The organism is Paenibacillus sp. MMO-177 (assembly GCF_037147795.1).
GTDB lineage: Bacteria > Bacillota > Bacilli > Paenibacillales > Paenibacillaceae > Pristimantibacillus.
Window position 1 is genome coordinate 615,305 of the sequence record NZ_JBBCUR010000001.1, and the last position, 23,102, is coordinate 638,406.

The 23,102-nt window shown below is 51.1% G+C and carries 24 protein-coding genes and 5 tRNA genes; 7 read left to right on the top strand and 22 right to left on the bottom strand.

What is annotated here, in order from left to right:
- Positions 1-19 precede the first annotated feature (19 nt).
- The 3 genes from WFK81_RS02730 to WFK81_RS02740 form a co-directional block, all read right to left on the bottom strand.
- The gene (locus WFK81_RS02730) at positions 20-820 is read right to left on the bottom strand and encodes a nucleotidyltransferase domain-containing protein (protein ID WP_336784911.1); all 801 of its coding nucleotides are present in this window, start codon (positions 818-820) and stop codon (positions 20-22) included.
- A gap of 12 nt (positions 821-832) precedes the next feature.
- Positions 833-1,951: a slipin family protein gene (locus tag WFK81_RS02735; RefSeq protein ID WP_336784912.1), complete on the bottom strand. Its 1,119-nt coding sequence runs from the start codon at positions 1,949-1,951 to the stop codon at positions 833-835.
- Between the two features lie 82 nt (positions 1,952-2,033).
- Complete coding sequence (locus WFK81_RS02740) at positions 2,034-2,264, bottom strand: hypothetical protein (RefSeq protein WP_336784913.1); 231 nt, start codon at positions 2,262-2,264, stop codon at positions 2,034-2,036.
- 627 nt (positions 2,265-2,891) lie between these two features.
- On the opposite strand from WFK81_RS02740, the gene WFK81_RS02745 reads away from it, so the two are divergent.
- Entirely contained in the window at positions 2,892-4,244 is a 1,353-nt protein-coding gene (locus tag WFK81_RS02745; protein WP_336784914.1) for a helix-turn-helix transcriptional regulator, read from the top strand.
- Positions 4,195-5,055 carry a WYL domain-containing protein gene (locus WFK81_RS02750; RefSeq protein ID WP_336784915.1) on the top strand — a complete coding sequence of 287 codons (861 nt, stop codon included), beginning with the start codon at positions 4,195-4,197 and terminating at the stop codon, positions 5,053-5,055. The genes WFK81_RS02745 and WFK81_RS02750 overlap by 50 nt, the downstream gene beginning before the upstream one ends.
- Here the strand turns inward: WFK81_RS02750 and fabF are convergent.
- Positions 4,999-6,237, bottom strand: a complete 1,239-nt coding sequence (gene fabF, locus WFK81_RS02755) for a beta-ketoacyl-ACP synthase II (protein WP_336784916.1) — start codon at positions 6,235-6,237, stop codon at positions 4,999-5,001. The genes WFK81_RS02750 and fabF overlap by 57 nt on opposite strands.
- Positions 6,238-6,451: 214 nt before the next feature.
- On the opposite strand from fabF, the gene WFK81_RS02760 reads away from it, so the two are divergent.
- Positions 6,452-7,309, top strand: a complete 858-nt coding sequence (locus WFK81_RS02760; protein ID WP_336784917.1) for a helix-turn-helix transcriptional regulator — start codon at positions 6,452-6,454, stop codon at positions 7,307-7,309.
- 47 nt (positions 7,310-7,356) lie between these two features.
- Here WFK81_RS02760 and WFK81_RS02765 read toward each other — a convergent pair whose 3' ends face one another.
- The 12 genes from WFK81_RS02765 to WFK81_RS02820 form a co-directional block, all read right to left on the bottom strand.
- Positions 7,357-8,214: a fumarylacetoacetate hydrolase family protein gene (locus tag WFK81_RS02765; protein ID WP_336784918.1), complete on the bottom strand. Its 858-nt coding sequence runs from the start codon at positions 8,212-8,214 to the stop codon at positions 7,357-7,359.
- 86 nt (positions 8,215-8,300) lie between these two features.
- Complete coding sequence (locus WFK81_RS02770) at positions 8,301-9,158, bottom strand: polysaccharide deacetylase family protein (protein WP_336784919.1); 858 nt, start codon at positions 9,156-9,158, stop codon at positions 8,301-8,303.
- A 169-nt stretch (positions 9,159-9,327) separates the two neighbouring features.
- Entirely contained in the window at positions 9,328-10,413 is a 1,086-nt protein-coding gene (locus tag WFK81_RS02775; protein WP_336784920.1) for a hypothetical protein, read from the bottom strand.
- Between the two features lie 360 nt (positions 10,414-10,773).
- A complete protein-coding gene (locus tag WFK81_RS02780; protein WP_336784921.1) occupies positions 10,774-11,904 on the bottom strand; it encodes a TolB family protein in 1,131 nt (376 codons plus the stop codon).
- 144 nt (positions 11,905-12,048) lie between these two features.
- Positions 12,049-13,575, bottom strand: a complete 1,527-nt coding sequence (locus WFK81_RS02785) for a sensor histidine kinase (RefSeq protein WP_336784922.1) — start codon at positions 13,573-13,575, stop codon at positions 12,049-12,051.
- The gene (locus WFK81_RS02790) at positions 13,572-14,264 is read right to left on the bottom strand and encodes a response regulator transcription factor (protein ID WP_336784923.1); all 693 of its coding nucleotides are present in this window, start codon (positions 14,262-14,264) and stop codon (positions 13,572-13,574) included. The genes WFK81_RS02785 and WFK81_RS02790 overlap by 4 nt, the downstream gene beginning before the upstream one ends.
- 173 nt (positions 14,265-14,437) lie before the next feature.
- Positions 14,438-14,523: transfer RNA gene (locus WFK81_RS02795), tRNA-Leu, on the bottom strand.
- Between the two features lie 48 nt (positions 14,524-14,571).
- Positions 14,572-14,647, bottom strand: a tRNA-Lys gene (locus WFK81_RS02800).
- 45 nt (positions 14,648-14,692) lie between these two features.
- Positions 14,693-14,767 (bottom strand) — tRNA-Glu (locus WFK81_RS02805).
- Between the two features lie 60 nt (positions 14,768-14,827).
- Positions 14,828-14,918: transfer RNA gene (locus tag WFK81_RS02810), tRNA-Ser, on the bottom strand.
- Position 14,919: 1 nt separating this feature from the next.
- A tRNA-Asn gene (locus tag WFK81_RS02815) sits at positions 14,920-14,995 on the bottom strand.
- A 90-nt stretch (positions 14,996-15,085) separates the two neighbouring features.
- Entirely contained in the window at positions 15,086-15,547 is a 462-nt protein-coding gene (locus WFK81_RS02820; RefSeq protein ID WP_336785468.1) for a SprT family protein, read from the bottom strand.
- 110 nt (positions 15,548-15,657) lie between these two features.
- On the opposite strand from WFK81_RS02820, the gene WFK81_RS02825 reads away from it, so the two are divergent.
- Complete coding sequence (locus tag WFK81_RS02825; protein ID WP_336784924.1) at positions 15,658-16,008, top strand: hydrolase/acyltransferase; 351 nt, start codon at positions 15,658-15,660, stop codon at positions 16,006-16,008.
- 76 nt (positions 16,009-16,084) lie between these two features.
- Positions 16,085-16,237 carry a cortex morphogenetic protein CmpA gene (gene cmpA / locus WFK81_RS02830; RefSeq protein ID WP_336784925.1) on the top strand — a complete coding sequence of 51 codons (153 nt, stop codon included), beginning with the start codon at positions 16,085-16,087 and terminating at the stop codon, positions 16,235-16,237.
- A gap of 55 nt (positions 16,238-16,292) precedes the next feature.
- Here the strand turns inward: cmpA and WFK81_RS02835 are convergent, their stop codons facing one another.
- From WFK81_RS02835 to WFK81_RS02860, 6 genes are all read right to left on the bottom strand, one after another.
- On the bottom strand, positions 16,293-16,937 hold the full coding sequence (locus tag WFK81_RS02835; RefSeq protein ID WP_336784926.1) for a nitroreductase family protein: 645 nt from the start codon (positions 16,935-16,937) through the stop codon (positions 16,293-16,295).
- 257 nt (positions 16,938-17,194) lie between these two features.
- Entirely contained in the window at positions 17,195-17,695 is a 501-nt protein-coding gene (locus WFK81_RS02840) for an Rrf2 family transcriptional regulator (protein ID WP_336784927.1), read from the bottom strand.
- Positions 17,696-17,772: 77 nt separating this feature from the next.
- A complete protein-coding gene (locus WFK81_RS02845; protein WP_336784928.1) occupies positions 17,773-20,016 on the bottom strand; it encodes a Tex family protein in 2,244 nt (747 codons plus the stop codon).
- 152 nt (positions 20,017-20,168) lie between these two features.
- Positions 20,169-20,804 carry an MBL fold metallo-hydrolase gene (locus WFK81_RS02850; RefSeq protein WP_336784929.1) on the bottom strand — a complete coding sequence of 212 codons (636 nt, stop codon included), beginning with the start codon at positions 20,802-20,804 and terminating at the stop codon, positions 20,169-20,171.
- A 27-nt stretch (positions 20,805-20,831) separates the two neighbouring features.
- Positions 20,832-21,401: a thioredoxin family protein gene (locus WFK81_RS02855; protein WP_336784930.1), complete on the bottom strand. Its 570-nt coding sequence runs from the start codon at positions 21,399-21,401 to the stop codon at positions 20,832-20,834.
- A gap of 38 nt (positions 21,402-21,439) precedes the next feature.
- Complete coding sequence (locus WFK81_RS02860) at positions 21,440-22,048, bottom strand: DedA family protein (protein ID WP_336784931.1); 609 nt, start codon at positions 22,046-22,048, stop codon at positions 21,440-21,442.
- A 189-nt stretch (positions 22,049-22,237) separates the two neighbouring features.
- Here WFK81_RS02860 and WFK81_RS02865 point away from each other — a divergent pair, with 189 nt between their 5' ends.
- A complete protein-coding gene (locus WFK81_RS02865) occupies positions 22,238-22,684 on the top strand; it encodes a cupredoxin domain-containing protein (protein WP_336784932.1) in 447 nt (148 codons plus the stop codon).
- A gap of 80 nt (positions 22,685-22,764) precedes the next feature.
- The gene (locus WFK81_RS02870) at positions 22,765-23,076 is read left to right on the top strand and encodes a dehydrogenase (RefSeq protein WP_336784933.1); all 312 of its coding nucleotides are present in this window, start codon (positions 22,765-22,767) and stop codon (positions 23,074-23,076) included.
- Positions 23,077-23,102: the final 26 nt, after the last annotated feature.

The window sequence follows — 23,102 nt, forward strand, 5'->3', positions numbered from 1 at the left end:
CCCTCCTTCTCTGCCACCATTATACACTTACTGTTCCCCATGCCTCCAGCAGGGCATCCCTAAACAGCGCATCCAGCCGTTCGTCCGTCAGACCTTCCGCCGTGTCCAAATGCTTGGCCGCCTTCTCGAAATAAGCGATTTGCTCCTCGAGATAATTATTGAGCTGCCCGATACGGGGTTCAGTTCTAAACTCTTCTCCCGCGCGTTTCCGGACCAGAAGGCGTTCGATAATGCCATAGAGCTCACTACCCGCAGGAATTAAATCCTCCACCAATTCCTCGAATAACATCGGCGGCAATGCGTTATATTTCTCAATCCAGCCGCAAGCCAGCAGCGGACGGAGTACGTAAAAATATTTTTTCGCCCGGACCGTCTCGCCCAACAAATAGTCCCGGTAATTGCCCTTTGCCATATGAAGATAATGGTACATGCAGGACTTAGGCGAAAAGGTTGCACCGGACAAGGTGCGGATACGTTCCGCCGTGGAATAAGGCTCCCTGTACTTGATCGGCGATTGCAGCCATTCCAGCAAAGGCGGGTTCGACTTATTAAACAGCGCCAGCGCTTTGCGGAGATCCCAGCCGTTAATGTCCAGCATCTCGCTGATCGGGCGCTCGATCACGTCCCGGCGCTCGCGGATCGACAAATACCATTCCACCGGCCGCACGTAAAGGAAGCGAACATCGTAATCGCTGTCTTTTGACGGGAAGCCCCAAGCCCTCGATCCGGACTCGCAGGCGTACAAGATGCGGATATTTTCTTCCGCTTCCATGCGCGCAAGCTCGGCTTCTATTTTCATCCGGTATTGCTCATCCATCATGTTCGCCCCTCCCTATCCTGAACGTTTGCCGCCAAGCAGCTGGTTTAACTGCTCAACCAGATTGCCGCCGCCCGTGAGCGATACGCTGCCAACGTTGTCGCAAATTTTCTCCAGGAACTCGAGCTCCTTCAAGCGGTACAGCGTCGCGTTCTCATCCATCAGCTTTGCGGTATTCAGAAGGCTTCTTGTGGAAGCTGTCTCTTCCCGGCGCGTGATGAGATTAGCTTGCGCTTTTTTCTCCGCCAGAAGTACGGTATTCATGATGTCTTTTACTTCACCCGACAGAATGATATCCTTTACGCCGGCGTTCAGGAACGTTACTCCGTACTCCCCGCTCCGTGCCGCCAATCGTTCCAGTACAAAAGCGCCGATCTCCTGCTTCGTGCGAAGCAGCTCATCCAGCTTCATCGTCCCTACGTATTCCCGCAAAATTAATTGAAGCTGAATGTAGAGCTGCTCTTCGAAGCCCTTAATCTGCAGCGCCTTCAATGGATTGTGCAGCACGTATTGGCTAACAAAATTGAGGCGAAGCGTCACTTTATCCTCCGTCATCATTTCCTGCCCGATCAGGTCGAGCTGCTGCCGGCGCATGTCCATCGTCTGCACGATAACCGAGACCGGCGTACGCCAGAACCGGTATTTGCCCGGGCCAAGCTCGCGCTGCAGCATGTTGTCGTAGAACAGGAAGCCCTTCTCGTGGCCGGCTACTTCAAACGTGTGGTACAGACCGTTCAGCTTCATCAGGTCAGCCGCGTTTAGGGAAGCAGGCAGCTCGAGGCTCCGCGTACTCAATCGGTTGAACGTATGGTTGATGGCCGATTTCCAGTAGGCATGCTTGCCGGTTTTTAACACGCTGGTGCATCTGCCGTCCTCATAGTGGAGCACATATTCATCATCGGCAACGTCAATGACATGGAGCTCCTCAAGCAGCTTGTCGTCATGCAGGAACAAGGCTAGCTCCTTGCCCGGCACCATAAACGGCTTGGTGATATCCATGACCGTTACCGTCATTTTCGAGAAAAAGGGAAGGCGGTGTTTGCCCGGGCACAGCAGCCTGACGTAACTGCCGTCCTTGAACAGCAGCCCGCGCTGGTCGTTCTGAATCGTTATTTTGTTTATATATGCAGTCATAGGTATTTAACCTCCTTGGATTTGGCGTTGCTCTTGCGAAAATGCTCCCTTACCCGCGGCGGAGACCCGCTTAAGAACGGCATCATGCCTGCCAGTCGGCCTGCTCCTCCGGCAGCACAGCAGACTCTTCTTGCTCCCGGTCTGTCTGCGTTGCGTTTGGCGGCGGCCTTTCGCGCAGGCTTCTTCCCGTCCGGTATCCGCGGACTGCAGAGCTGCGGCGTAAGGTGCAGCTGTATAAGCCTGCTGAGCATTTTCCCAAAGCAACATGAATAATTGGATTGGACTCGATTTGCAGTCGAGTAAATTCAACCATGATCGTCTCCGTGAGGACGATGGAGGATTCGAAAGCAAATGCTCCCGAAGCTACTTTTCTTCGAAAAGTTGTACCTCCACTTGGCGCAAAGTACGTACCAAGTCCGACAGCATACCGCGTACAGAGACTGTACCGGCACTGCGGGAATCCTACCGAAATCCCTGCCCGGTTCGGCCCGGCCGTTGCTTTACATCCTCATTATCCTCGACGTCCCGTTTCCGGAACATGGTAAAAGTATGGCGAAACAGAAAAAGTCCTGTTAAGTTAGTCAGCTAACGTTGCACGAAATGCAGTATATTCGCCCATTTGGGGGATGATGGACGCATTATATTGCACAGAATGCAGCATGTTGCGCCGATAGGGGTCGAATTAGAGTTCATTTTCTCTGATATCCTGCATTCCGTGCAGGATATTTTGGATTACTGGGCTAGATCACGCGATTATGCTGCAATTCGTACAACGTTGGCGAGCGGCGGCACTTCAAGTAAGCCGGGCCAGATCCTGATCCGGTCTAACGTGCACTGCAAGTATCTCACTATACAACGAAAGATTACCTATCCTCTTCTGCCAGCCCTTTGTTACAATAGAGCTAACTACCTCTTCGACAATGAAAGGGGCTTATGAACCGTGGCAAAAGAAAGCTTCGATAAAGAAATCCAGTTTCTGAGGATGCTTGTGCTGACGAGCGGCGCTTATAACCGGCAGCAATTCGCCGACCGGCTTGGCATCTCCGTACATACCTTCGACAAAACCATCCGGCGCCTGAAGGATATCGCCGAAACCGTCCAGCAGCCGGCAGCCGAGGAACAAAATAAAGCGATAGCCGACATGCTGCGAACCAGCTATTACGAAACGGCCGATCCGCTGCTGCTCTTCCTGTTCCGCTCCAAATCGCTCAAGGAATCCGAGAGCTACCGTCTATCTCTTCTTATCTCCTCTCTTCAGGAGCAGGCGCTGACACCGTTGGAGCTGCTGGATCTATGCTGCGAAGGAATGCCCGAGGAGCTTGCCTTGCCGGATGAGAAGACCATCCGCTCCGATCTCAAATACTTGGAGCAGGCTGGCGTCATCCGCCGGCTTCCGGGCGGAAGACCCAACAAGTATACGGCCCACAACGATTTCGTAAATGTGCTCTCCGACGAGGAGTTGTCGGATCTGTATGCTTTTGTGGACGTAATGGCGAATACGCAGGTTCCTTCCGTACAGGGCTATCTGCTGCGCGACAGCTTGAAGAAAGCGATGAAGCGGCGGCAGCTGCCGGACGGTGCCAGCGACCTGTTCTTATATAAATACCATTATCATTCGCGTATTCTGGACGAAGCGCATCTATACACGATCATGAGGGCGATTGAGTCCAGGCGGAAGCTAAGCTTCCATTACTTTACGCCCAAATCGAACCAGAGCTATCATTCCAAAAACACGAATCCGATGTTCGTCAAGCCATCCGAAGGCCGGCTCACCGAGATCCTGCCGCTTAAGGTCGCTTACGATCATCAATACGGAAGATGGTATTTGCTTGGCTATAGCTCGGGCCGGTCCCAAGTCGCGATTTTTCGGATGGAAGGCATCACGCAGCTTGAGGAAAGCGGACTCGTAACGGAAGAAGAATATGCGGCAAAGCTGGCCGCGCTAGAGCGCAATACAAGCTTCAGCTGGCTTGTCGATTTGGGCAGACCCGTCACGGTTAAGGTCAGATTTTTTAATCCGGAAGGGGCAAAAAGAAACTTTATTAAAGACCGGGTGCAGCTTCAGGGGCAATGGGGTGTTATTACGGAGGAAGATGGAGCTTCATTCCTGTTCGAGATTACGGTTAACGGCACGCAGGAGATCAAGCCTTGGCTCCGCAGCTTTGGCTCTAGCTGCGAGGTGCTTGAGCCCGTATCTTTAAGACGGGAGTTTATCAAGGAATGGAAGGAGCTGGCGGCATACTATGAACCTGTTCGAAAAAATATTCAATTACCGGATGATGGCACAGCTTGACGAGCATGGCGCCATTGCGGTTACGGCTCAGGAACGCCGCTGGCTTCTGATGATGCTGGAGCATCCGGAAGCGGCAGCTGCCCTATCGCCGGACACGTTGGATAAGCTCCGGCAATGTCTTGGCGGTTCGGATGAACGCAACGATTCGTTTCGGTCCATTATTGTAGAAAAAGCGGGCAGCGCTGCTCCCTCCCTCTACCACCCTCTGCTCAGAACGCTACGGCAGATGATTGTGAAGAAATCAGGCATGCAGCTGCGCCATAAGCGGAAGGATGGCTTCCTCCTTCCCAGCCAAACCGGCGTACCTTATAAACTGGAGTATTCGATGGTAAAACGCGAATGGTATTTGCTCTGGTACAACCGGAGAACGCGCTCCCTGATGACGACCAGACTGCGAAGTATTCATAGCGTGGAAGAAATGCCGTTAAGCGGGGAATTTTTCAATCAGGCGGCCGCAACGCTAGCCCAGCAGCTGGAGAAGCGCATGCAGCACGCCACGATTGAGATTATTCCGGATTATAACAAGGAGTTATCCCGAATTTTGTATGCCTTCTCCTGCTTCGACAAGCAGGTTCAATACGATGAGTTATCCGATACTTATACGATCAAGCTGACTTTTCTTGGCGACGAGACGGAATACGTGCTGTCCAAGCTCCGTTTTCTTGGTCTGCGCGTCCGCGTAACGGATCATCCCTATATGAAGTTCCGGATGCGCGAAGCGGCTCAGAAATCTTTAGCCCGTTACGGCTATTCGTCAGCCCTCGAACCGGCTAAGCACGATGACGGCGTTATGTCCGCCGAAGCCGAATGAATTGGAAAGCCCGATGCGAAGCGGAGCAGGCTGGGCTGTCGCAGGAACATTCGTCAGTCCGCATTCCGGATCAAGCTGTTCCAGGTTGATGGTTGGCGGCACGATTCCTTCGCGCAAACTTTGCAGGAGGGCAGTCGCCTCAACGCCGCCTGCGGCTCCCAGCATATGGCCCAGCATCGATTTGTTCGCCGTTACCGCAATCCGGCTTTCCCCTTCCCCGAACAAACGGATAATCGCCTGACCTTCCGAGCGGTCTCCAAGACCCGTGCTTGTAGCATGCGCGCTTATGATATCCACTTCGTCCGGACGGATACCCGCATCCGCAAGGGCTGTCCTCATAGCGGTGTACGCTCCCGTTCCTTCCGGATGGGTGGCAACAATGTGATAGGCATCCGAGCTTGCCCCGTAACCCAACACCTCGCCGTAAATCCGAGCCTCCCGCTTCTTCGCATGAGTCAGAGACTCAAGCACAACGATACCCGCTCCCTCCGACATGACAAAACCGTCACGGCTTTGGTCGAAAGGCCGGCTGGCCTTCGTTGGCTCCTCATTTCGGGAAGATATAGCCTGCGCGTTGCCAAAGCTGGCAAGCGACAGTTCATTGACCGTTGCCTCTGCACCGCCCGCGATAACCACGTCAGCTATACCGAGGCGGATAAGCCGCATCGCTTCGCCAATGGCTGTATTTCCGATGGAGCAGGCCGTAACCGGCGCAAGCGTAGGACCGGTTAATTGGTACCTGATACTGATTGAAGCTGCCGCCATATTGGCTATCATCATTGGGACCAGCATCGGGCTTACGCGCTCGGGACCGCGGGTGCGCAAAATTTCGTCCTGCTCCATCAGCGTGCTTAATCCGCCAACCCCCGAACCGACATAAACCCCAACACGATCGCGATCCGTCTCATCCAGCTTAAGTCCGGAATCCGTTATCGCCTGATCCGCGGCGGCAACGGCAAATTGCACGAAACGGTCCATCTTTCTTGCTTCCTTGCGGCCAAACAACGCTTCCGGATCAAAATCCTTAACGGTTCCCGCGAATTTCGTTTTCAGTCTTGCCGTATCAAAAGCATCTATGCGGGATATACCGGACTCTCCCCGCTTCATCCGGGACCACATTTCGTCAACCGATTGTCCAAGCGGCGAAATAACGCCCATTCCCGTAACCACTACGCGTTCCATAGAGATCAGCTCCTCAAATGAATTATCACCCGAATAGCGGTGTTCGCTATTCATAATGATTCTTGCCTCGTAAGCATTCGCTTAATGTATGTTCATACCTCAAAATTAGTACCTGATATTAAATCATGTTGCCACATGAAGTATCCTATTACAAGTTGTCGTTTATCCTAGTATAATGAGTAACAGGATCACCCATTTGGAGGTACTGCTCAATATGAATAACAAGACGCGGCTTGCCGCGCTTTCCAGCTTTCTGAAAAACCAACGGGCCAAGCTCACGCCCGAGGAGGTTGGTTTCCCTCCCGGCAGCCGGAGAAGAACGCCCGGCCTTAGACGCGAAGAGGTGGCGGCGCTTGCCGGCGTAAGCACAACCTGGTATACCTGGCTGGAGCAAGGCCGGGATATTCAAGCTTCGCCAAATGTGCTGGATGCTATTGCTTCCGCCTTGCGTTTGACTCATGACGAACGAAATTATTTGTACGGTCTAGCGATCGAACCCGGAGCAGGTCCGTCCATCACGGCCGAAATGCCCGCTTACTCATCGGATGCGGTTAGTCCGCCTCTGCGCAAAATCCTGCAGGAGCTCAAGCAATGCCCATCCATTATCTCGGACCGCCGCTGTCAGATTGTCGGCTGGAATGAAGCGGCCGCCCATGTCTTTGTCGACTTTGCCCAGATCCCCGAGCAAGAGCGGAATATGATCCGCCTCTTATTTACGCGGAAAGAACTGCGCCGCTTAGCCGTTAACTGGAAGCAGTTCGCAAGCGGATTTCTGTCGATCTTCCGGGCTTACTACGGTCAATATGTGGAGGATAACTGGTATGATCAGTTTCTGAAGGAAATGACGGGGCTGCATCCGGACTTTCAGGAGCTATGGGAGCATAGCGAGGTACGGACGGCGCCGGAGGTTGTGCTGGAATTCCGGCATGCCAAAGCGGGGAAAATGCTCTTCCATCTGACGTCCTTGCAGCTGCAAGGCGGCTCGGACCTTCGCTGCAGCATTTACACCCCTGCTCCGGACAGCGATACGGAAGAGAAATTAAGCAAGCTGATGCGCGGAAAGCCGTCTTAGCCTGAACATCAGGCCAAAGACGGCTTTCTTTTTAACGATGACTTCTATTAAGCTTCAGCAACCATGCGGTTCGTTAACGCGCCAAGCTTCTCGATCTCGATCGTGACGACATCACCGTCTTGGAGATAAACCTGCTTCTCCGGCGGGTAGCCCATCACGACGCCCTCCGGCGTGCCGGTCAGAATAATGTCTCCCGGCGACAACGTCATGCATTGCGAAATATAGCTGACGATTTCCTTGCAGTCAAAAATCATATCCGACGTATTCGAGTCCTGCCGTATCTCTCCATTTACCGTGCAGCTGATCCGCAAAGCATTAGGATCTCCTACTTCATCCTTGGATACGAGGTATGGACCTACCGGTGCGAATTTATCGCAGGACTTGCCCGCCAGCCACTGGCTTGTCCGGGTCTGCAGATCGCGGGCAGACAGATCGTTTGATGCGCTGTAACCAAATACGTAATCGAGCGCCTCGTCCGCCGATACGTTTTTCGCCGTGCGCCCAATAACGATCGCTAGCTCTGCTTCGTAATCAACCTTTTGCGTCGACTGGGGCAATGGGACATCCTCGCCATGCGCGGCAAGCGCGTTGCTGAATTTGCTGAACAGAATAGGGTATTCGGGCAGCGGCATATTCGTCTCTTCCGCATGCTTTTTGTAATTAAGCCCGATACAGATAATTTTCCCCGGTTCCGGCACGCTTGGTCCAAAAACAATCTCCGACTCATCCAGGCAACGTTCCTTCGATTCTTCAACGAATTGCCGGAGCTTGCTAAGCTCGGCCTCTCCGCCCTGCAATAAGCCGTATAAGGTTACATGGCCGGCATCAATGATTCCATTATCCGTGCGTACGCCCAAACGATAAGCAGAAGCTGCTGCCTTTTCCTTGAAATTGACTAATTTCACGAATAAGCCCTCCCAGTTCCAATGATCTACAATAGATTGCTCCTTCATTATAGACCTGCTTGTCCCGAGGAACAAAGAAATTTAGCTTATCTGTATTTCTGGAGCATCCTGAGAAATTTACTGCCTGTCAGCGTTGGCGTTCCGGCGTTCAAACGGAATACTTCATCGTAACCCGGTTTGTTAATTCCGGGTCGTGTCGTAAAAAACAACGTAACACCCGCCTTTTTCACAAGCTGCTTTGATCTAGGGGTAAATACGCCATACGGAAAAGCAAACATCTGATAGGTATTGCCGAGCTCTGTTTTCAATCGTTGCTCCATTAGCAGTGCATCCTCTATCACGCGGGCCTGATATTCCTCCCTGGTCTCTACCCGCCATTTATCGGGCAGATATATTGGATTGCTCAGCTTAGCTCCTTTTTTATGTCCTCTCCTATCAAGCTGTACATAATCGTGCTGATTGTACGTATGGCTGTAGAAGCTGAAACCTTCCGCTTTAAGCTTACGCATTGTATACCAGTTCAAATGCCGTGTGTGCGCGTTTTGCTTGTCGCTGCTTGCGCCTACGATAAAATGAGTGGCCGTAAAATGATATTTCTTCAAAATCGGAACGGCATAACGTTCAAAGCTATCATAGCCGTCATCAAACGTAATTACGACTGCATTACTCGGTACCTTTGCTTTGTTCTGCATAAAGTCGGCAAATTGCTCAATGCTAATCACATGATAATTATGATCCTTGAGGATCAACATTTGAGCGCCGAAACGCTCGGGGGAAATCGTTGCCCCCCTTTCTTTCCTGTCAATATGATGATACATAAGGACGATAACCTTATTTTTGTAATATACGGGTTGTTTAACAGCAGCCTCGGCCCGGCATCTGGATTCAAGACAAGTGATCATGATAACGATGAGGAGAAGCCCAACGAACGCCTTTATTCTCACAAATTGTTCCCCCTGCAGATGCAATTAGTTTATTAATTCAGCATATATAGGCGTTATCCCCAATCCATCGGCGTTTTATAACGAACCTGCAAACATTCCCCTAAATTGGATTCAAAAAAAACTCCCCGCACAGCTACAGGAGCCACACGGAGAGTACTGATGATGATGCTTATTTCAATTTCGCTACGCCTGTTGCGATCTGCTCGATTTGAGCCTTAGTCAGGCTGTTATCCGCCGAGCTGATTGTGACATAACGGTCGTCGATTTGGAAGCTCAGCATAGCCGTGCCGCTTGGCGCAAACCATTTGGCTTTCACACCGTTTGCCAGCGTTACCGCTGTGCTGTCATAACCAAACGAGTAGTCGCGCGGCGAAATTTGAACGTTCATGTGCTTGAACCAGAAGATCACGGAATCTCCGCTCGCTACTTTTTGGAATGCGTCGTCTATTGCCATTTTTGTCGGTGCATAAGCCGCCGTGAAGCCGTCGAATTTCGCAAATTCGTCTTTTATTGCTTGCGTTTGAGCGGCTGTATACGTTACGGCTGCCAGGTCGGATTGAGCAGCGCCAACTTTAGCTACGCTAACGGCTACTTTCTCTGCTTGCGCCTTGGTCAACGTTTGGTTTGGCGAGCTAACCGTTACATAACGGTCATCTACTTTTACAGTGAGCATGTCTGTACCGTTTACGTTATACCATTTTGCTTTTGCGCCGTTAGACAGCGTTACATTCGTACCGTCGTATTCGAAGGAGTAATCGCGCGGCGACACGTTTACCGTCATGTTCTTGAAGAGAAGGTTTACGCCGTCAGCCGTTGCCGCCGCCTTTTGCAAAGCGTCGCCTTTGATCATGATTTGCGGAGCATAAGCCGATTCGAACCCTTCAAAGCCGGCAAATGCTTTTTTGATCTCATCGAGCTGTGCTGCCGAGTAGTTTGCCAATACCCATTGGTCGGTTGTGCTTGTACCGATGTAGATCGTATTCGTTTTGCTGTCGTACTGGATTGGCGTGTTCAGTGCGTTCGAAAGCGCGCGAACCGGAAGGTAAGTCGTGTCATGGTACGTAATTGGCGCAAGCGTATTGCCTTTCTCGTCTTTTGGAATATACGTGCTGCCGTTGATTTTAAAGCCGATGCCGTAGTTCAGGAACGCGTTGATTTTCTGCATGTTTGTTCCGGCGTATACTCCGGCTGCTCCGGATACGGTCATGCCCGCGATCATCATGGCTGCGACTGTTCTTTTCATGTTTTTGTTCATTTTTATAATCTCCTTTAGAGTTGAGTTTGCTTTTCCGAACTTCTAACCTTTTTTACTTTTGTCTTTATAACCTGTTTCTGTTTGTTTGAAGCTCCTTACTGACTTCAGTATAGAGTGACGATATCTCCAAATAATTTCGGGCTTGTAACGAACCTGTAAACATTTTTGCCTCGATGTATTTCAATTGTCTTTATTTCATCTGTTCTCTCCTTTGCCATTAGTTGTTGTTTCTTGTTAATGAACTTAGTATAGTAAGCCGATATATCCAAAAAATTTCGAGCTTGTATCGAAGCTGTAACCATTTATCGAAACAAATGGGCATAAAAAAACCGGATCGCCTGATCCGGTTTTTTCTTCATCTTATTGAAAATCAATGATATGAGTAACGGGCATGCTGTCCTTATCGGCAACCGTCACGCCAAGCCTAGTCCCCGAAGGATTCCAGCTTAACGGATATTGCGGAAAATAGCTTGGGCCAATCGGCGACACCTTGCCGGTTGCCGAGTCAAAAATATAAACTCCGTTCATCCCGCTCTGATTCTCGGTATACAGCGCTGCCGCCAGCTTGGAGGAATCGGGAGACCAAGCGATATACGGAATCAAATCGCCTTTTGCAATGGAGAGCCCTTCCGCGCTTCCGTTCGAGTCGAAAATCCGAAGCTCGCTGCCCGTTTTTCCGGCTTCCTTCTGAATTTCGACCGCGAGATGCTTGCCATCCGGCGATACTTGGAACGTCATCGCATGCTTGACCAGCTCGGTTGGCTTCGGTTCGCCAGGCGCAAACTGCTTTAAGGTCTGGTTATGATCCGTGTAATAAATACGTCCTTGGCCTACTCCAAAATTCACAAACGGCTCGTCGCCGAGTGACGGGTCATCCAGCTTCAGAAGCGTCACGGTTCCGTCTGCCGTAATCTGGCGGATATCGCCAAGCCCGCTCATCGAGCCTGCCGCAAGAACGTACGTGGTATCGTTCAGCCAGCCGCCGGTCTCCAAGTAATTGCTGCCCTTGATTTCGGTCCTATTCCCCGTGCTGACCTCTTTAATAAAATTGCGTGCCGTATATTTATCCTTCCACTGCTGGTTGAACACGTACTTGCCATCCGGCGATGGCTGTTCTTTTTCTACCGTTTGAACCTTTTTTACCGGTTGGGCAGCCGATGTCTGCTCGTTATTGCTTAAATCCACATCCATGGTAGTGTATTCGAACTTAGCTTCTTCCGTAGCCGTTGCCTGTTTGACAAGCTTGGTGTACATGAGCTGAACTTGATCATCGGACAGCCATTTGTCCATGCTTGCACCTTCAAAACGATGAATCCTTTGCACCATAACGTCCTGGTTTGGTTTCTGCTCCGTTTTTTTTACAACCGTTAATTCCCCATGTTTATTCGTGTTATTGCCGTTATCGGACTGATTACCGTTCTGAACAGAGGAACACGCGGCAAGAGCTGCTGCAAGCGACAACACGGCGCCAAATTTAATGATCTGTTTCATCGTTATCCCCCCGGATTTTTAACAGTTTCCCTTAGTATAGAAGGCCTATATATCGAAAACATATCCGAAATGTATCCAAGTTGTAACAACATTTTATTAGAATGCCCAAAATAAAAAACAGCCCGGAAAATCCAGGCTTGTTGTTTATTCTTCTTGGGGCTCTATCGCTATAGGATCTCCGGGCAGGGAGATGACAAATCTGGAGCCCTCAGGCCCTGATTCGGCCAGTTTGACGGTGCCATGCTGCTTCTCGGCCAAGCTCCTGACTAAAGCCAGACCAAGCCCCGTACCGCCGGTTTCCCGGGAGCGGTCGTCGCTTACGGTAAAGAACGGGTCGAAGATCCGGTTCCGAAGCTCTTCCGGTATGCCGATCCCGCTGTCCGCAACCTCGATAATGACGCGTCTTTCTCCTGCAGCCTCCGTTTCGGAACGGTTGGAAAGCCGAACCCAACCTCCAGGACGGTTGTATTTGATCGCGTTGCTAAGCAAATTCGTAACCATATGCATGAGGTTATCCGAATCCGCCCATACGAGGTCGTCCTTTAAATCGGACAAGAGCGTAATCCTTTGCTTTTCCGCTTTAATATGTAGACGGCCTATAGCATCCTCGAGCAGCGGCTTCACCTGGAAATGGGCGGCATTTGTCTCAAAATCGTAAATATCCATCGAAGAGAGCTGAAGCGCCTTCTCGATGAGCGCATATAAGCGCTCCGCTTCCTTGCTTATCTGCGTACGGGCGTTTTGGAGCAAAACCGGATCATCGCTGTACATGCCAAGCAAATCCGAATACGCGAGAATAGAGGTTAGAGGTGTTTTCAGCTCATGGCTGATATTGCCGATAAACTGCTTTTGCTGCTGCTCCAGCTCCCGCAGCCGCTTGATTGCCGTGAGCAGCTTCTGCTTCTCTTCGTTTAATTCGTCGACATAAGAAGCGATACTGCCGCTCATATCGTAAATGCCTTCCGCAAGCTCGCCAATCTCATCCCTCCTGCGAACGGGCGGCCTGTCCAGGTAACGGCCTTCTCCAATATCCTTGGCCGCCTGATTCAGCTTGCCAAGGATAAACGCTTGCCTCCAGACGTACAAATAGCCAAGCAAAAGACCAACTGCCAACACGGCTGCCCCCGTCCCGACAAACAAATCGCGGATATGGCGGTAGAACATTTTCTGATCTTGAAGCGAGCCGTGGAACTGCACGCTGCCGAGAAATTGATCGGCATTATACAGCGGCGCCAGATACAGCACTTGATTGCCTAGCGTAATATAGGCCTCCTGCCCTTTGGCGGTATGGGCAAGCGCATCTTTTACGTCGGTTACCGGCTGTACCGGCAGCGATGTCCCGGCAAATTCCCCGTCAGCGCTGTACAACGTCACCGCCATCCCGCTTTGCCCGCCAAGATCTACGGCCAGACTTTGGCCATTGCGCTCCATAAATTCGTCCGGCGACACCCGTTCCCCGGTTAAATACTCTTCGCGCACGCGAAGATTCGCCGAACTCGCCAGCTGGGAGAAGCTTTGCTCCATTCGCTTCTGCTGGTCCTCGCGGATACCCGCAAGCACCAGCATGCTGAGCAGCACCACTACAAATGCGAGCAACAGCGCGAGGAAAACGGTGATTTTACCCTTTAAGCCAATCCTGAACTTATGCCCGGAAACGGCAACTCGGGTCATCCGTTTGTCCTCGTGCTTTTATAGCCGATACCGTAAACCGTTTGTATGAGTCCTTGCCATTCGCCAAGCTTCTTGCGGAGCCTTTGCACATGAATGTCCACGGTACGCGTACCGCCGGCAAAATCCATCTCCCATACCTGTTCAAGCAGCGCTTCCCTGGAGTATACCCGGTCCGGGTGCTTCGCCAGCAGCGCCAACAGATCAAATTCCTTTGGCGTAAGATCCAAAGTCTCTCCGTCAACCTTGACCGTGCGGCTTAACAAATCAATTGCTATTCCGCCAAGCTCCAATTTGCCCTCTTTATTCGAATCCTGTTCCGGCGTTTCAATCTGGCGCCGCCTGTGGAGAGCCTTCACGCGGGCTACCACTTCCCGGATATCAAACGGTTTGGTCATATAGTCATCGGCGCCAAGCTCCAGCCCAAGCACTTTATCCACAATATCGTTTTTAACGGTTAGCAGCATAATGGCAGGTCTGTTGCCCGCCTCCAGCTTCCGGCATACCTCGTAGCCGTTCATCTTGGGCATCATCACATCGAGCACCATAACATCCGGCTTGAAGGCAGCCACTTTCTCAAGCGCCTCCATACCGTCACCGGCCGTCTCTACCGTAAACCCTTCACGCTGCAAAGCATAGGCAATCGCGCTGGAGATACTGACTTCATCATCTACAACAAGCACTTTAATCATGACATCTATCCCTCCTCGTCGAACTTTCCTTATCACCAGGCAGGTTCCATTATATATGGCTTATTCTTTTCATTATAGCCCCGCCTGTTCCAAAGTCCAAAGTTCAAATCCGATTTCAAAAAGAAAACACAAAAAAATCCCTTACGAATGTAAGGGATTGAACTTTTAAGTTATGGTGCGGTAGAGAGGACTCGAACCTCCACGGGCGTACGCCCACTACCCCCTCAAGATAGCGTGTCTGCCATTCCACCACTACCGCACATTTCAATTTCATTTCCTTCATACCATCACTTCGAGGGAGAAGAAATGGTGAGCCATGAAGGACTCGAACCTTCGACACCCTGATTAAAAGTCAGGTGCTCTACCAACTGAGCTAATGGCTCTCATGCTGTAAAACGAACTCTCGAGAGCCGCTACATTAAAGGAAATGGTGACCCGTAGGGGATTCGAACCCCTGTTACCTCCGTGAAAGGGAGGTGTCTTAACCCCTTGACCAACGGGCCTTACTTACTTGCTGTTCCTATCGTCATCTCTCTCGAGCGACTTGTCCACCAAGAAAAATATGGCGGAGAGAGAGGGATTCGAACCCTCGCACCACTTACGCAGTCTAACCCCTTAGCAGAGGGTCCCCTTGAGCCACTTGGGTATCTCTCCATGGCTCCCCGAACAGGACTCGAACCTGTGACAACTCGATTAACAGTCGAGTGCTCTACCAACTGAGCTATCAGGGAATACGCTTCAATCACTTGCTTTTTTCTTTCGTCTCAACCGCTTGTTTACCGCGGCGACAAGTAATAATATATCACGGCCATTTCAGAAGGTCAAGCGTTTTTTAAAAAAAGTTTTCCGCGACATTTTCCGCATGCATAGCGGGCCGGATCAAGCCTTCTCTTACGCGGATATTCGGTACCGCAGCTGCGGCAAACAAGCTTGTATTTATATGGGGCTGGCGCCTTTGCCGCCCTCTCCGGCAGCGTTTTGCAGTAACGGGATCCGCCGACGTAAGCGAGCAGCTTTTTGAAATCCTCATCCCGGTGCTGGTACCCTCTCCTCATAATATGGAGATGATAATGACATAACTCATGCTTAATTATTTTTTCGGTTTCTTCTTCGCCAAACGCTTCTAATTGATGAGGACTAATCTCGATGTTATGCGATTTCGTAAAATAACGTCCGCCCGTTGCCTTCAAGCGTCCGTTAAAGGTTGCTTTGTGTATGAAGGGTCGTCCAAAGCTTTCGAGCGATACGCGCTCGACCCATTGCTGCAATTCGTCGTCATTCATTTTCATGGTCATTGTATTCTCCCCCAGTACTTGAATTTTAAAGCGTTCATACGCTACACTGTCAAGTAGCAATCATTATAGATGGCCTACGAGGGGAGTTTATTTTTACCATGCCTACGATGCGTTATGTCCTTATGAACGGCAGCAGCCAAATTTTCTTTGTTGAGATGCCGGAAACTCATGCTTACCAGCTCAGCGCGCTGAACCTGCGCCTTCATAAAGAGATTGACAAGCTTACCGCTGATCATGTGCCTCAGCTGCCGTATGCGGTGGCGGAATGCGACAATGTCGAGCTTCATGACAGCTCGATCCGGATCGTCTCCGGTCTGGACTACATTAATGAGCTGGAACGCGATTTTGCGGCTGTCAAAGAATCGGCTTACCCGCTGATTGCCCTGCTCACCGAGATTCGTGCCCTGCAAGCCCAGCTTGAACAATGGTACGAGGAAGAAGAACTCTAAGTAGGACCTGCACGGACATTCGCCCTTCTCCATACTGTAGTAATACATCAGGTATGGCCGGAAGGAGAAGATACGAATGCCGCAATGGCTTTGCAATCAAATGATGCGTGCTTTTCAGAAGAAGGACCTTAGGCAGATTAAGCTGCTGAATGAATGCTGGTATTTCTATCGGAGCAAGCAAACAACAAAAAACGAAGACGGAAGCCGTCCCGAAATAACTCTTCATTAAAAACCTAAAAAACTCCCGCCAGCGAAGCTGCTGCGGGAGTTTTTTACATCCGGAATTATTTTACGCTGTTCCAGAACGTAATTTCGTCGAGCGGAAGACGTACGGTTGGACGGCCTTCCTCTTTTGCTTTGCCAATCGGCAGAACAAGAAGCGGCAGGTAACGGTCCGGAATTTCGAAGAAAGCTTTCAGCTTATCTCGGTCATAACCGCCCATCGGCACAGTGTCATACCCTTTGGACTTAGCGGCCAGCATAATTTGCATCGATACAAGACCGGCATCAAAGGCAACGATCTCGGTCACGCGCTCCTTAGGAATAGAAGGGAACAGTTTTGTGTAATGATCCGTAAAGCGCTGAGCAATCTCTTCGGTCATGTAGCCGGCTTTAACTGCCGCACCGTTAATCTCGCCAAGCTTGGTGTAGAACTCCAGATCGCCCAGAATAACGACTACAGCCGATGCGTCAACAACCTGCTGCTGATTGTTCGCAATTGGGAGCAATTGATCTTTGAGCGCTTGGTCCGTGATTACCAGGAAACGCCAGGATTGCGTGTTTGCCGAAGACGGAGCCTTGGTTGCAAGTTCCAAAATTTCTTTGATTTCTTCGTCCGAGATTTTGAAAGACGGATCATAATGACGAACAGAGCGACGGGATGTCAGTACTTCGGTAAAATCCTTGCCAACTTGTGTTTCGATAGCCATTGTTGGTTCCCTCCAATAATTAAATGATCTGTGTACCAGATTGCTCAGTTAAAACCAAAAAAAGGCATAAGAGAGATGATGACTGTGAGAAATAAACCACAGATTAAACTGCGAATAATTTTACACAGTTACAAATATGCAAAGGAGCCTTTTATGTTGTCAGTAAGCTCGCATCTGTAACAGTTTTGATAACAGTATAAAATCGAGACGGCGGAAAGTCAACTGGGCTATCGTGACTATTTTTTCCGCCGTCATCATTAGTTATTCAAATCCATTCGCTTTAGCGCGCAGATCCTCTCGGAGAGCTGGGCAATTGTAACCTGGCGCAGCACTTCCAGCGTCCTTCGTTCCACTTCGTCGGTTATTTCCGTAAAAGCAACCCGCATCTCCTGACCAAAATCATGGATGCCGGTTGTATCAAGCATTCCGCTGCATAATGGCTCCCCTACGCGCAAAGCCAAATAGACGTCGGCAAGCGTAATCGTCTCAGGGGCACGCTTCAAGCGGTAACCGCCGTCACGGCCTTCCCTCGTCTCAAGCAGCTGTTCCCGGGCCAGCTTGGCCAGTACTCGCCGCAGCATCGTTGCTTCCGACTTCATATGGCCGGCGAGCTCCGCGCTGGTACAGGCATTTGGTTTGCGGGATAGCACAACAAGCGCCTGCAGGGACAAGCCAAACCATTTATGGTTCGGAGCGCTGCTGCACCGTTCTTTTTCCGTTTGAATCGGATTGTTATCGGGTTGAATAATGATGTCCATCCTCTCCTTCCTTTAGTAGGATCTTAGAGGCACATCTGTATTATAGGGTCCGAAATAAGCCGTCAGCAAGCCCGAAATTATGCCTGCTTGCGCATGGTAAGGGATACCCGGCCTTTTTTCAAATCAACGCCAAGCACCCATACGGTGACATTGTCGCCAACGGATACGACATCCATCGGATGCTTCACGAATTTATCGCTCATCTGCGAAATATGGACAAGACCGTCGTTCTTGATGCCGATATCGATAAAGGCGCCAAAGTCGATAACGTTCCGTACGGTTCCTTGCAGCTCCATCCCCGGAGTCAAGTCTTCGATATTGAGGACATCGGTATGGAAGATCGGCGGCGGCAGCTCCTCGCGCGGGTCACGCCCCGGACGGAGCAAGCTGTCGATAATATCCTTCAACGTTGGCACCCCTACGCCAAGCGAAGGCGCAATGGCTGCTGGATCGATTCCCGACAGCTTCTCCTTCAGCTCCTCCGTGCCAAGCTGATTCTGCTTCAGGCCAAGCTCGGCAAACAGCTTGCCGACAACATCGTAGGATTCCGGGTGAATCGGCGTGCTGTCCAGCGGATTCGCCGCTTCCGGAATACGGAGGAAGCCAATGCACTGCTCGTAAGATTTAGCGCCAAGCCGCGGCACCTTCTGCAGCTGGCCGCGTTTTGCGAACCGGCCGTTCTCCTCGCGATACTTCACGATATTTTTCGCAATCGTTGCATTGATCCCCGCGACGTAAGAAAGGAGTGACGCGGATGCCGTGTTTACGTCTACGCCGACATGGTTAACGGCAGATTCAACAACGCCGCCAAGGCTTTCGTCGAGCCGCTTCTGGCTGACGTCATGCTGGTATTGCCCGACGCCGATCGCTTTCGGCTCGATCTTCACAAGCTCGGCGAGCGGATCCTGCAGACGGCGCGCAATCGACACCGCGCTGCGCTCGGCTACGTCAAGATCAGGGAACTCTTCCGCCGCAAGCTTGGACGCGGAATAGACGCTCGCCCCAGCCTCGCTTACGATGATATATTTCAGCTCGGCTTGTCCGGCTGCCTTGCGTTTGCCGATCAAGCCGGCAATAAACTGCTCCGTCTCGCGTGAGGCCGTCCCGTTGCCGATTACGATTAGCGATACGCCGTAACGGTCAATCAATCCGTTGATGATTTTTTCCGCTTCCGCAACCTTATTGTTGGGAGGAGTCGGATAGGTGACGGCTACTTCCATCAGTTTGCCGGTATCGTCAATAACGGCGAGCTTGCAGCCCGTCCTGTATGCCGGGTCAACGCCCAATACGACATTGCCGCGAACCGGTGGCTGGAGCAGCAGGTTGCGCAGATTTTCCGAGAAGATCGAAATCGCATGCTCCTCTGCTTTCTCCGTCAGCTCGCCGCGCACTTCCCTCTCGATCGAAGGGGAAATAAGCCGTTTGTAAGCATCCTCAATGACAGCCGCTAATACTTCACGTACGGCAGGCGCCGTCTGCTGGCGAAGCACTTTGCGCTGGATAAACTCATGGATTCGTTCCGCGGAAAGCTCAAACGAGACGCGCAGAATATCTTCCCGCTCCCCGCGGTTAATCGCCAAGACTCGGTGCGGCGGCAGCTTCCGAACCGGCTCCTGATAGCTGTAATACATCTCATAGACGGATTCGGCCTCCGCGTTTTTCGCTTCGGTCTTAAGCAGCGCCTGATCAAAAGTATGCTTCCTCACCCAGGAACGGATCGCCGCGTCATCCGCGATATTCTCCGCAAGGATGTCCATTGCGCCTTGAAGAGCATCCTCCGCCGACGCTACTCCCTTGTCCTCGTTTATATATTTAGCCGCCTCAACCAGCGGCTCGCCCTGGCGGGGCTGCGCCCACAGCCACAAGGCAAGCGGCTCCAACCCGCGCTCCTTCGCAACGCTGGCGCGCGTCTTGCGCTTCTGCCGGTACGGACGGTACAGGTCCTCGACTTCTTGCAGCTTGCTTGAAGCCTCGATCGAGCGGCGAAGCTCATCGGTCAGCTTCCCCTGCTCGTCAATCAGACGGACCACTTCGCGTTTGCGCTCTTCCAGATTGCGCATATATTGCAGCCGTTCTTCAATCGCGCGAAGATCATTCTCGTCGAGCTCGCCGGTCATCTCTTTCCGGTAGCGCGCGATAAACGGAATCGTATTGCCTTCATCCAGCAAAGCTACAGCCGATTTGACTTTCGTAATCGGAATCGACAGCTGCGATGCCATGCTTTTTATGATTTGTTCATTCTCGGCAGCAACCTGCTCGGATGTCCGTTTGCCTGCGCCTGCCGCTTCCTCTTCTACTTGCTTTACTTTAGTATCCGCCAAACAACTGCACCGTCCCTTCAAACTTTTCATTTACAAAAAGGCCATAACTATATTGTCTCAGATTTGAAACCGCTTTTCCATATTCCCGGAAACGAAACCCCACAAGCAGCAAACCGCCGGCAGAATCAGCCGGCGGTTTGATTAAGAAATTATTATCTCACATAAGGATTATTGGCCATTTCAAAGCCAATCGTTGTTTTGGGCCCATGTCCCGGGTAAACCGTAACTTCAGGCGGAAGCTTGTACAGCTTTAATTGAATCGAATCGAACAAATCCCGCTCCCTGCCGCCAGGCAGGTCAGTCCGGCCCACAGATTGCCGGAACAGAACATCTCCCGAGAAGATATCATTCCCGCAGAGGAAGCTGACGCTGCCCGGAGAATGACCGGGCGTATGTAAGACTTTAAACGCATGACCGATGAAATTCAGCGTCTGCCCTTCATCCAGCGCGTATTCGGCAGGACTTGTCGTGAGCGGCGGCGTCACATCCGACCACCGCATCGAGCCGTTCTTGCGGGCATCGGTCAGCCAATCCGCCTCAAGGTCGTGAATGTACACCGGACAACCTGCGGCGGTTCTTGCTTCCTCTACGCCGCCCATGTGATCAAAGTGGGCATGCGTGAGCAGAATCGCTTCAACTTTAACTCCGGCGATCCGGTCCAGCAGCCGCTTCGGCCCCATTCCGGGATCGATTATGATTCCGCGCTCTTCGCCGCTCTGCTCATCTTTTTCCGTCAATAGATAAGCATTGGTTTGCAGCGGGCCCAGCGTAAACGTTTCAATGCGCATGTTCGCAATACTCCAATCTAATCCGTTTTAAATCGATTCTATCAACGCTCTTAGTTCCTGTACAACCAAAGCCTGATAACCGGTGCCTTCCCCGTATCGGCGCATAATTTCTTTGCGGGTCTCCGCAAGCTTATCCTGGTAGTCCGCTGCTTCGCGGTCCGGATTTTCTTTCTTGAACAGCACCATCGGTTCCTGAACGTAGGTTGGTCTCGGCCCCCAAGTACCGTGTATAACCTTGCCCTCCGCGTCGGTTACGATAACAACCGGAACCGAGCGTCCTCCCATCGTCAAGAACTGATCCATCGTATCGAGATTTTCTTCCATAATAAGAACCTCAACCGGAACTTCTCCCGTCTCCAGCGCACGGAATACAACCGGAATATTGCGGACAACGTCGCCGCACCAATCCGCCATCAGAATAAAGACGTGAAGATCATTGCGGCTTTTCAGCGATTCGAAAAATTCGCGGTCGCTATCGCTTGCCCATTCAAATTTATCGTACCAGCCCTGGAACGCTTCCTTGTTCTTGGTCATTCCATCAACAAACTGCTGCGGGCTAATCCCTTTGTTTAATTTGTCGGCAACGCTTCTGCTCATGTTCATCCCTCTTTCTGTTATCCGTTTATTATTGTTTATTATACAGACTTGCCTTTGGAACGAATAAACTTGTACACCACATAAACAATCAACAAGGCTACGGCAATGAGAATGGCCGGCTGTACATACTGAGCGGCCTTCTGATCGACGTCTTCCCAATTCTCACCTAATGTTTTGCCCAAATGAACGAATAATATCGTCCAGGGGATGGACGCAAGCGCCGTCAGCAGCGTAAACAAGCCGAAGTTCATCTTTGCCATCCCTGCAGGAATCGAGATGACCTGGCGCATAACCGGGATAAAACGGGCGGTAAAAACGATACCCGCTCCGTATTTCTTGAACCAGCCTTCCGCGATATCGACATGCTTCATCTTAATCTTAATATACTTGCCGTATTTCTCCACCAGAGGGCGGCCGCCGAATCTTCCAATCGCGTACAAAATCCAGTTCTGCCCAACCGCGCCAAGCACGCCGAAAATAATCGCGCCCAGATACGATATTTTCCCTTCCGACACTAAGTATCCGCCGAAACCCAATACTATTTCACTTGGAATCACCTCTATGAGCAATCCAATTAGTATTCCGAAGTAACCGAGGCTTTCAATCCATACTAAAATTTGGTGCAATATATCCTTTATCAAATCCATTCCATCCCGCCTTCCCGTCCTAAATAATAGCAATTGACTGTATTCTACCATACGAAGCGGATAGGCATCCACCCGGCTATAGTCCGGCTTGTCCATGCGACGAAAGGTGTCATGCCGGGACAGGCCTCCGCATACACTAGCATAACTTCGAAACCGTTCCCATTAAAAAGTTTAAGAGGAGGACTCCCTATGCCGCGTGTATTTATCATTACTAAAAAACATGTACAGCTATTTGTGTTTGCCCTGCTTATCATCCTCCTGGCAGCCGTCTATTTAAGCTGGGACCAAGCGCATACGGCAAGCAGCCAGCCGACAAAGGTACAAACCATCCAGCTTGTAACGGGCGAATTCAGCACAACGACCGAAGACGGCAAAAAGCTGGAGGTATACCGCTGGGATCCGGGCACCGTCAGCCTCCGCAAGGGCGAGCCTGTCGAGCTTCGCATCAGCGGCGTTAACGGCAGCAGCCATCCTTTTGTCATTGAAGGCCTGGGCATTAAAGGCGAGGTGAAAAAAGGACAAACGACGGTTGTCCGGTTTACGCCCGAGCAAGCCGGGACCTACCCCATTATATGCCAGATTCATACCGATATGAACAATGGCGGACCGATGGTGGGCTATATCGAGGTCCATTAACAAACAGTAATACGTTGCTTATGAAGTGACCGTCTCAAACTCGGGCGCATATTTATGAGTTAGAGAGGAGTCGGTTCACGATGAAGTCAACTACCCAGAAGCATACGTCCGGCCTGCCGTCCGCACGAAAAATCCGCCGCGCCTGCAGCAATGAACTGTATCGAACCGTCAAACGGTTGAAGGTATGGATACCCAAAGAGAAAATGGAGCAGGCCGAGGACTTGTATTACAAAAAGGTCGTTATGAACCTCATCTTTATTGCAGAGAACGAGAAAAACCGCAAGGTTCTGTCCGACTGGTGGGACGAGAACGTTGCCGGCGATATCGCCGAGCTGTGGGAAGTGGATGTCGAGAAACTCCGCTGGGCATTCCGCGATGCTTTTGGGGGATAAAGAGTAGCATAAAAAAGCTGCCGTTT

Coding starts and splice junctions, on each gene's coding strand:
- WFK81_RS02840 (WP_336784927.1), bottom strand. CDS start 17,695: ATGGACATCATTATTCAACCCGATAACAATCCGATTCAAACGGAAAAA.
- WFK81_RS02760 (WP_336784917.1), top strand. CDS start 6,452: ATGAATAACAAGACGCGGCTTGCCGCGCTTTCCAGCTTTCTGAAAAAC.
- WFK81_RS02775 (WP_336784920.1), bottom strand. CDS start 10,413: ATGAACAAAAACATGAAAAGAACAGTCGCAGCCATGATGATCGCGGGC.
- WFK81_RS02860 (WP_336784931.1), bottom strand. CDS start 22,048: ATGGATTTGATAAAGGATATATTGCACCAAATTTTAGTATGGATTGAA.
- WFK81_RS02750 (WP_336784915.1), top strand. CDS start 4,195: ATGAACCTGTTCGAAAAAATATTCAATTACCGGATGATGGCACAGCTT.
- WFK81_RS02850 (WP_336784929.1), bottom strand. CDS start 20,804: ATGCGCATTGAAACGTTTACGCTGGGCCCGCTGCAAACCAATGCTTAT.
- WFK81_RS02790 (WP_336784923.1), bottom strand. CDS start 14,264: ATGATTAAAGTGCTTGTTGTAGATGATGAAGTCAGTATCTCCAGCGCG.
- fabF (WP_336784916.1), bottom strand. CDS start 6,237: ATGGAACGCGTAGTGGTTACGGGAATGGGCGTTATTTCGCCGCTTGGA.
- WFK81_RS02835 (WP_336784926.1), bottom strand. CDS start 16,937: ATGGCTATCGAAACACAAGTTGGCAAGGATTTTACCGAAGTACTGACA.
- cmpA (WP_336784925.1), top strand. CDS start 16,085: ATGCCGCAATGGCTTTGCAATCAAATGATGCGTGCTTTTCAGAAGAAG.
- WFK81_RS02735 (WP_336784912.1), bottom strand. CDS start 1,951: ATGACTGCATATATAAACAAAATAACGATTCAGAACGACCAGCGCGGG.
- WFK81_RS02855 (WP_336784930.1), bottom strand. CDS start 21,401: ATGAGCAGAAGCGTTGCCGACAAATTAAACAAAGGGATTAGCCCGCAG.
- WFK81_RS02780 (WP_336784921.1), bottom strand. CDS start 11,904: ATGAAACAGATCATTAAATTTGGCGCCGTGTTGTCGCTTGCAGCAGCT.
- WFK81_RS02825 (WP_336784924.1), top strand. CDS start 15,658: ATGCCTACGATGCGTTATGTCCTTATGAACGGCAGCAGCCAAATTTTC.
- WFK81_RS02740 (WP_336784913.1), bottom strand. CDS start 2,264: ATGGTTGAATTTACTCGACTGCAAATCGAGTCCAATCCAATTATTCAT.
- WFK81_RS02730 (WP_336784911.1), bottom strand. CDS start 820: ATGATGGATGAGCAATACCGGATGAAAATAGAAGCCGAGCTTGCGCGC.
- WFK81_RS02820 (WP_336785468.1), bottom strand. CDS start 15,547: ATGAATGACGACGAATTGCAGCAATGGGTCGAGCGCGTATCGCTCGAA.
- WFK81_RS02870 (WP_336784933.1), top strand. CDS start 22,765: ATGAAGTCAACTACCCAGAAGCATACGTCCGGCCTGCCGTCCGCACGA.
- WFK81_RS02785 (WP_336784922.1), bottom strand. CDS start 13,575: ATGACCCGAGTTGCCGTTTCCGGGCATAAGTTCAGGATTGGCTTAAAG.
- WFK81_RS02865 (WP_336784932.1), top strand. CDS start 22,238: ATGCCGCGTGTATTTATCATTACTAAAAAACATGTACAGCTATTTGTG.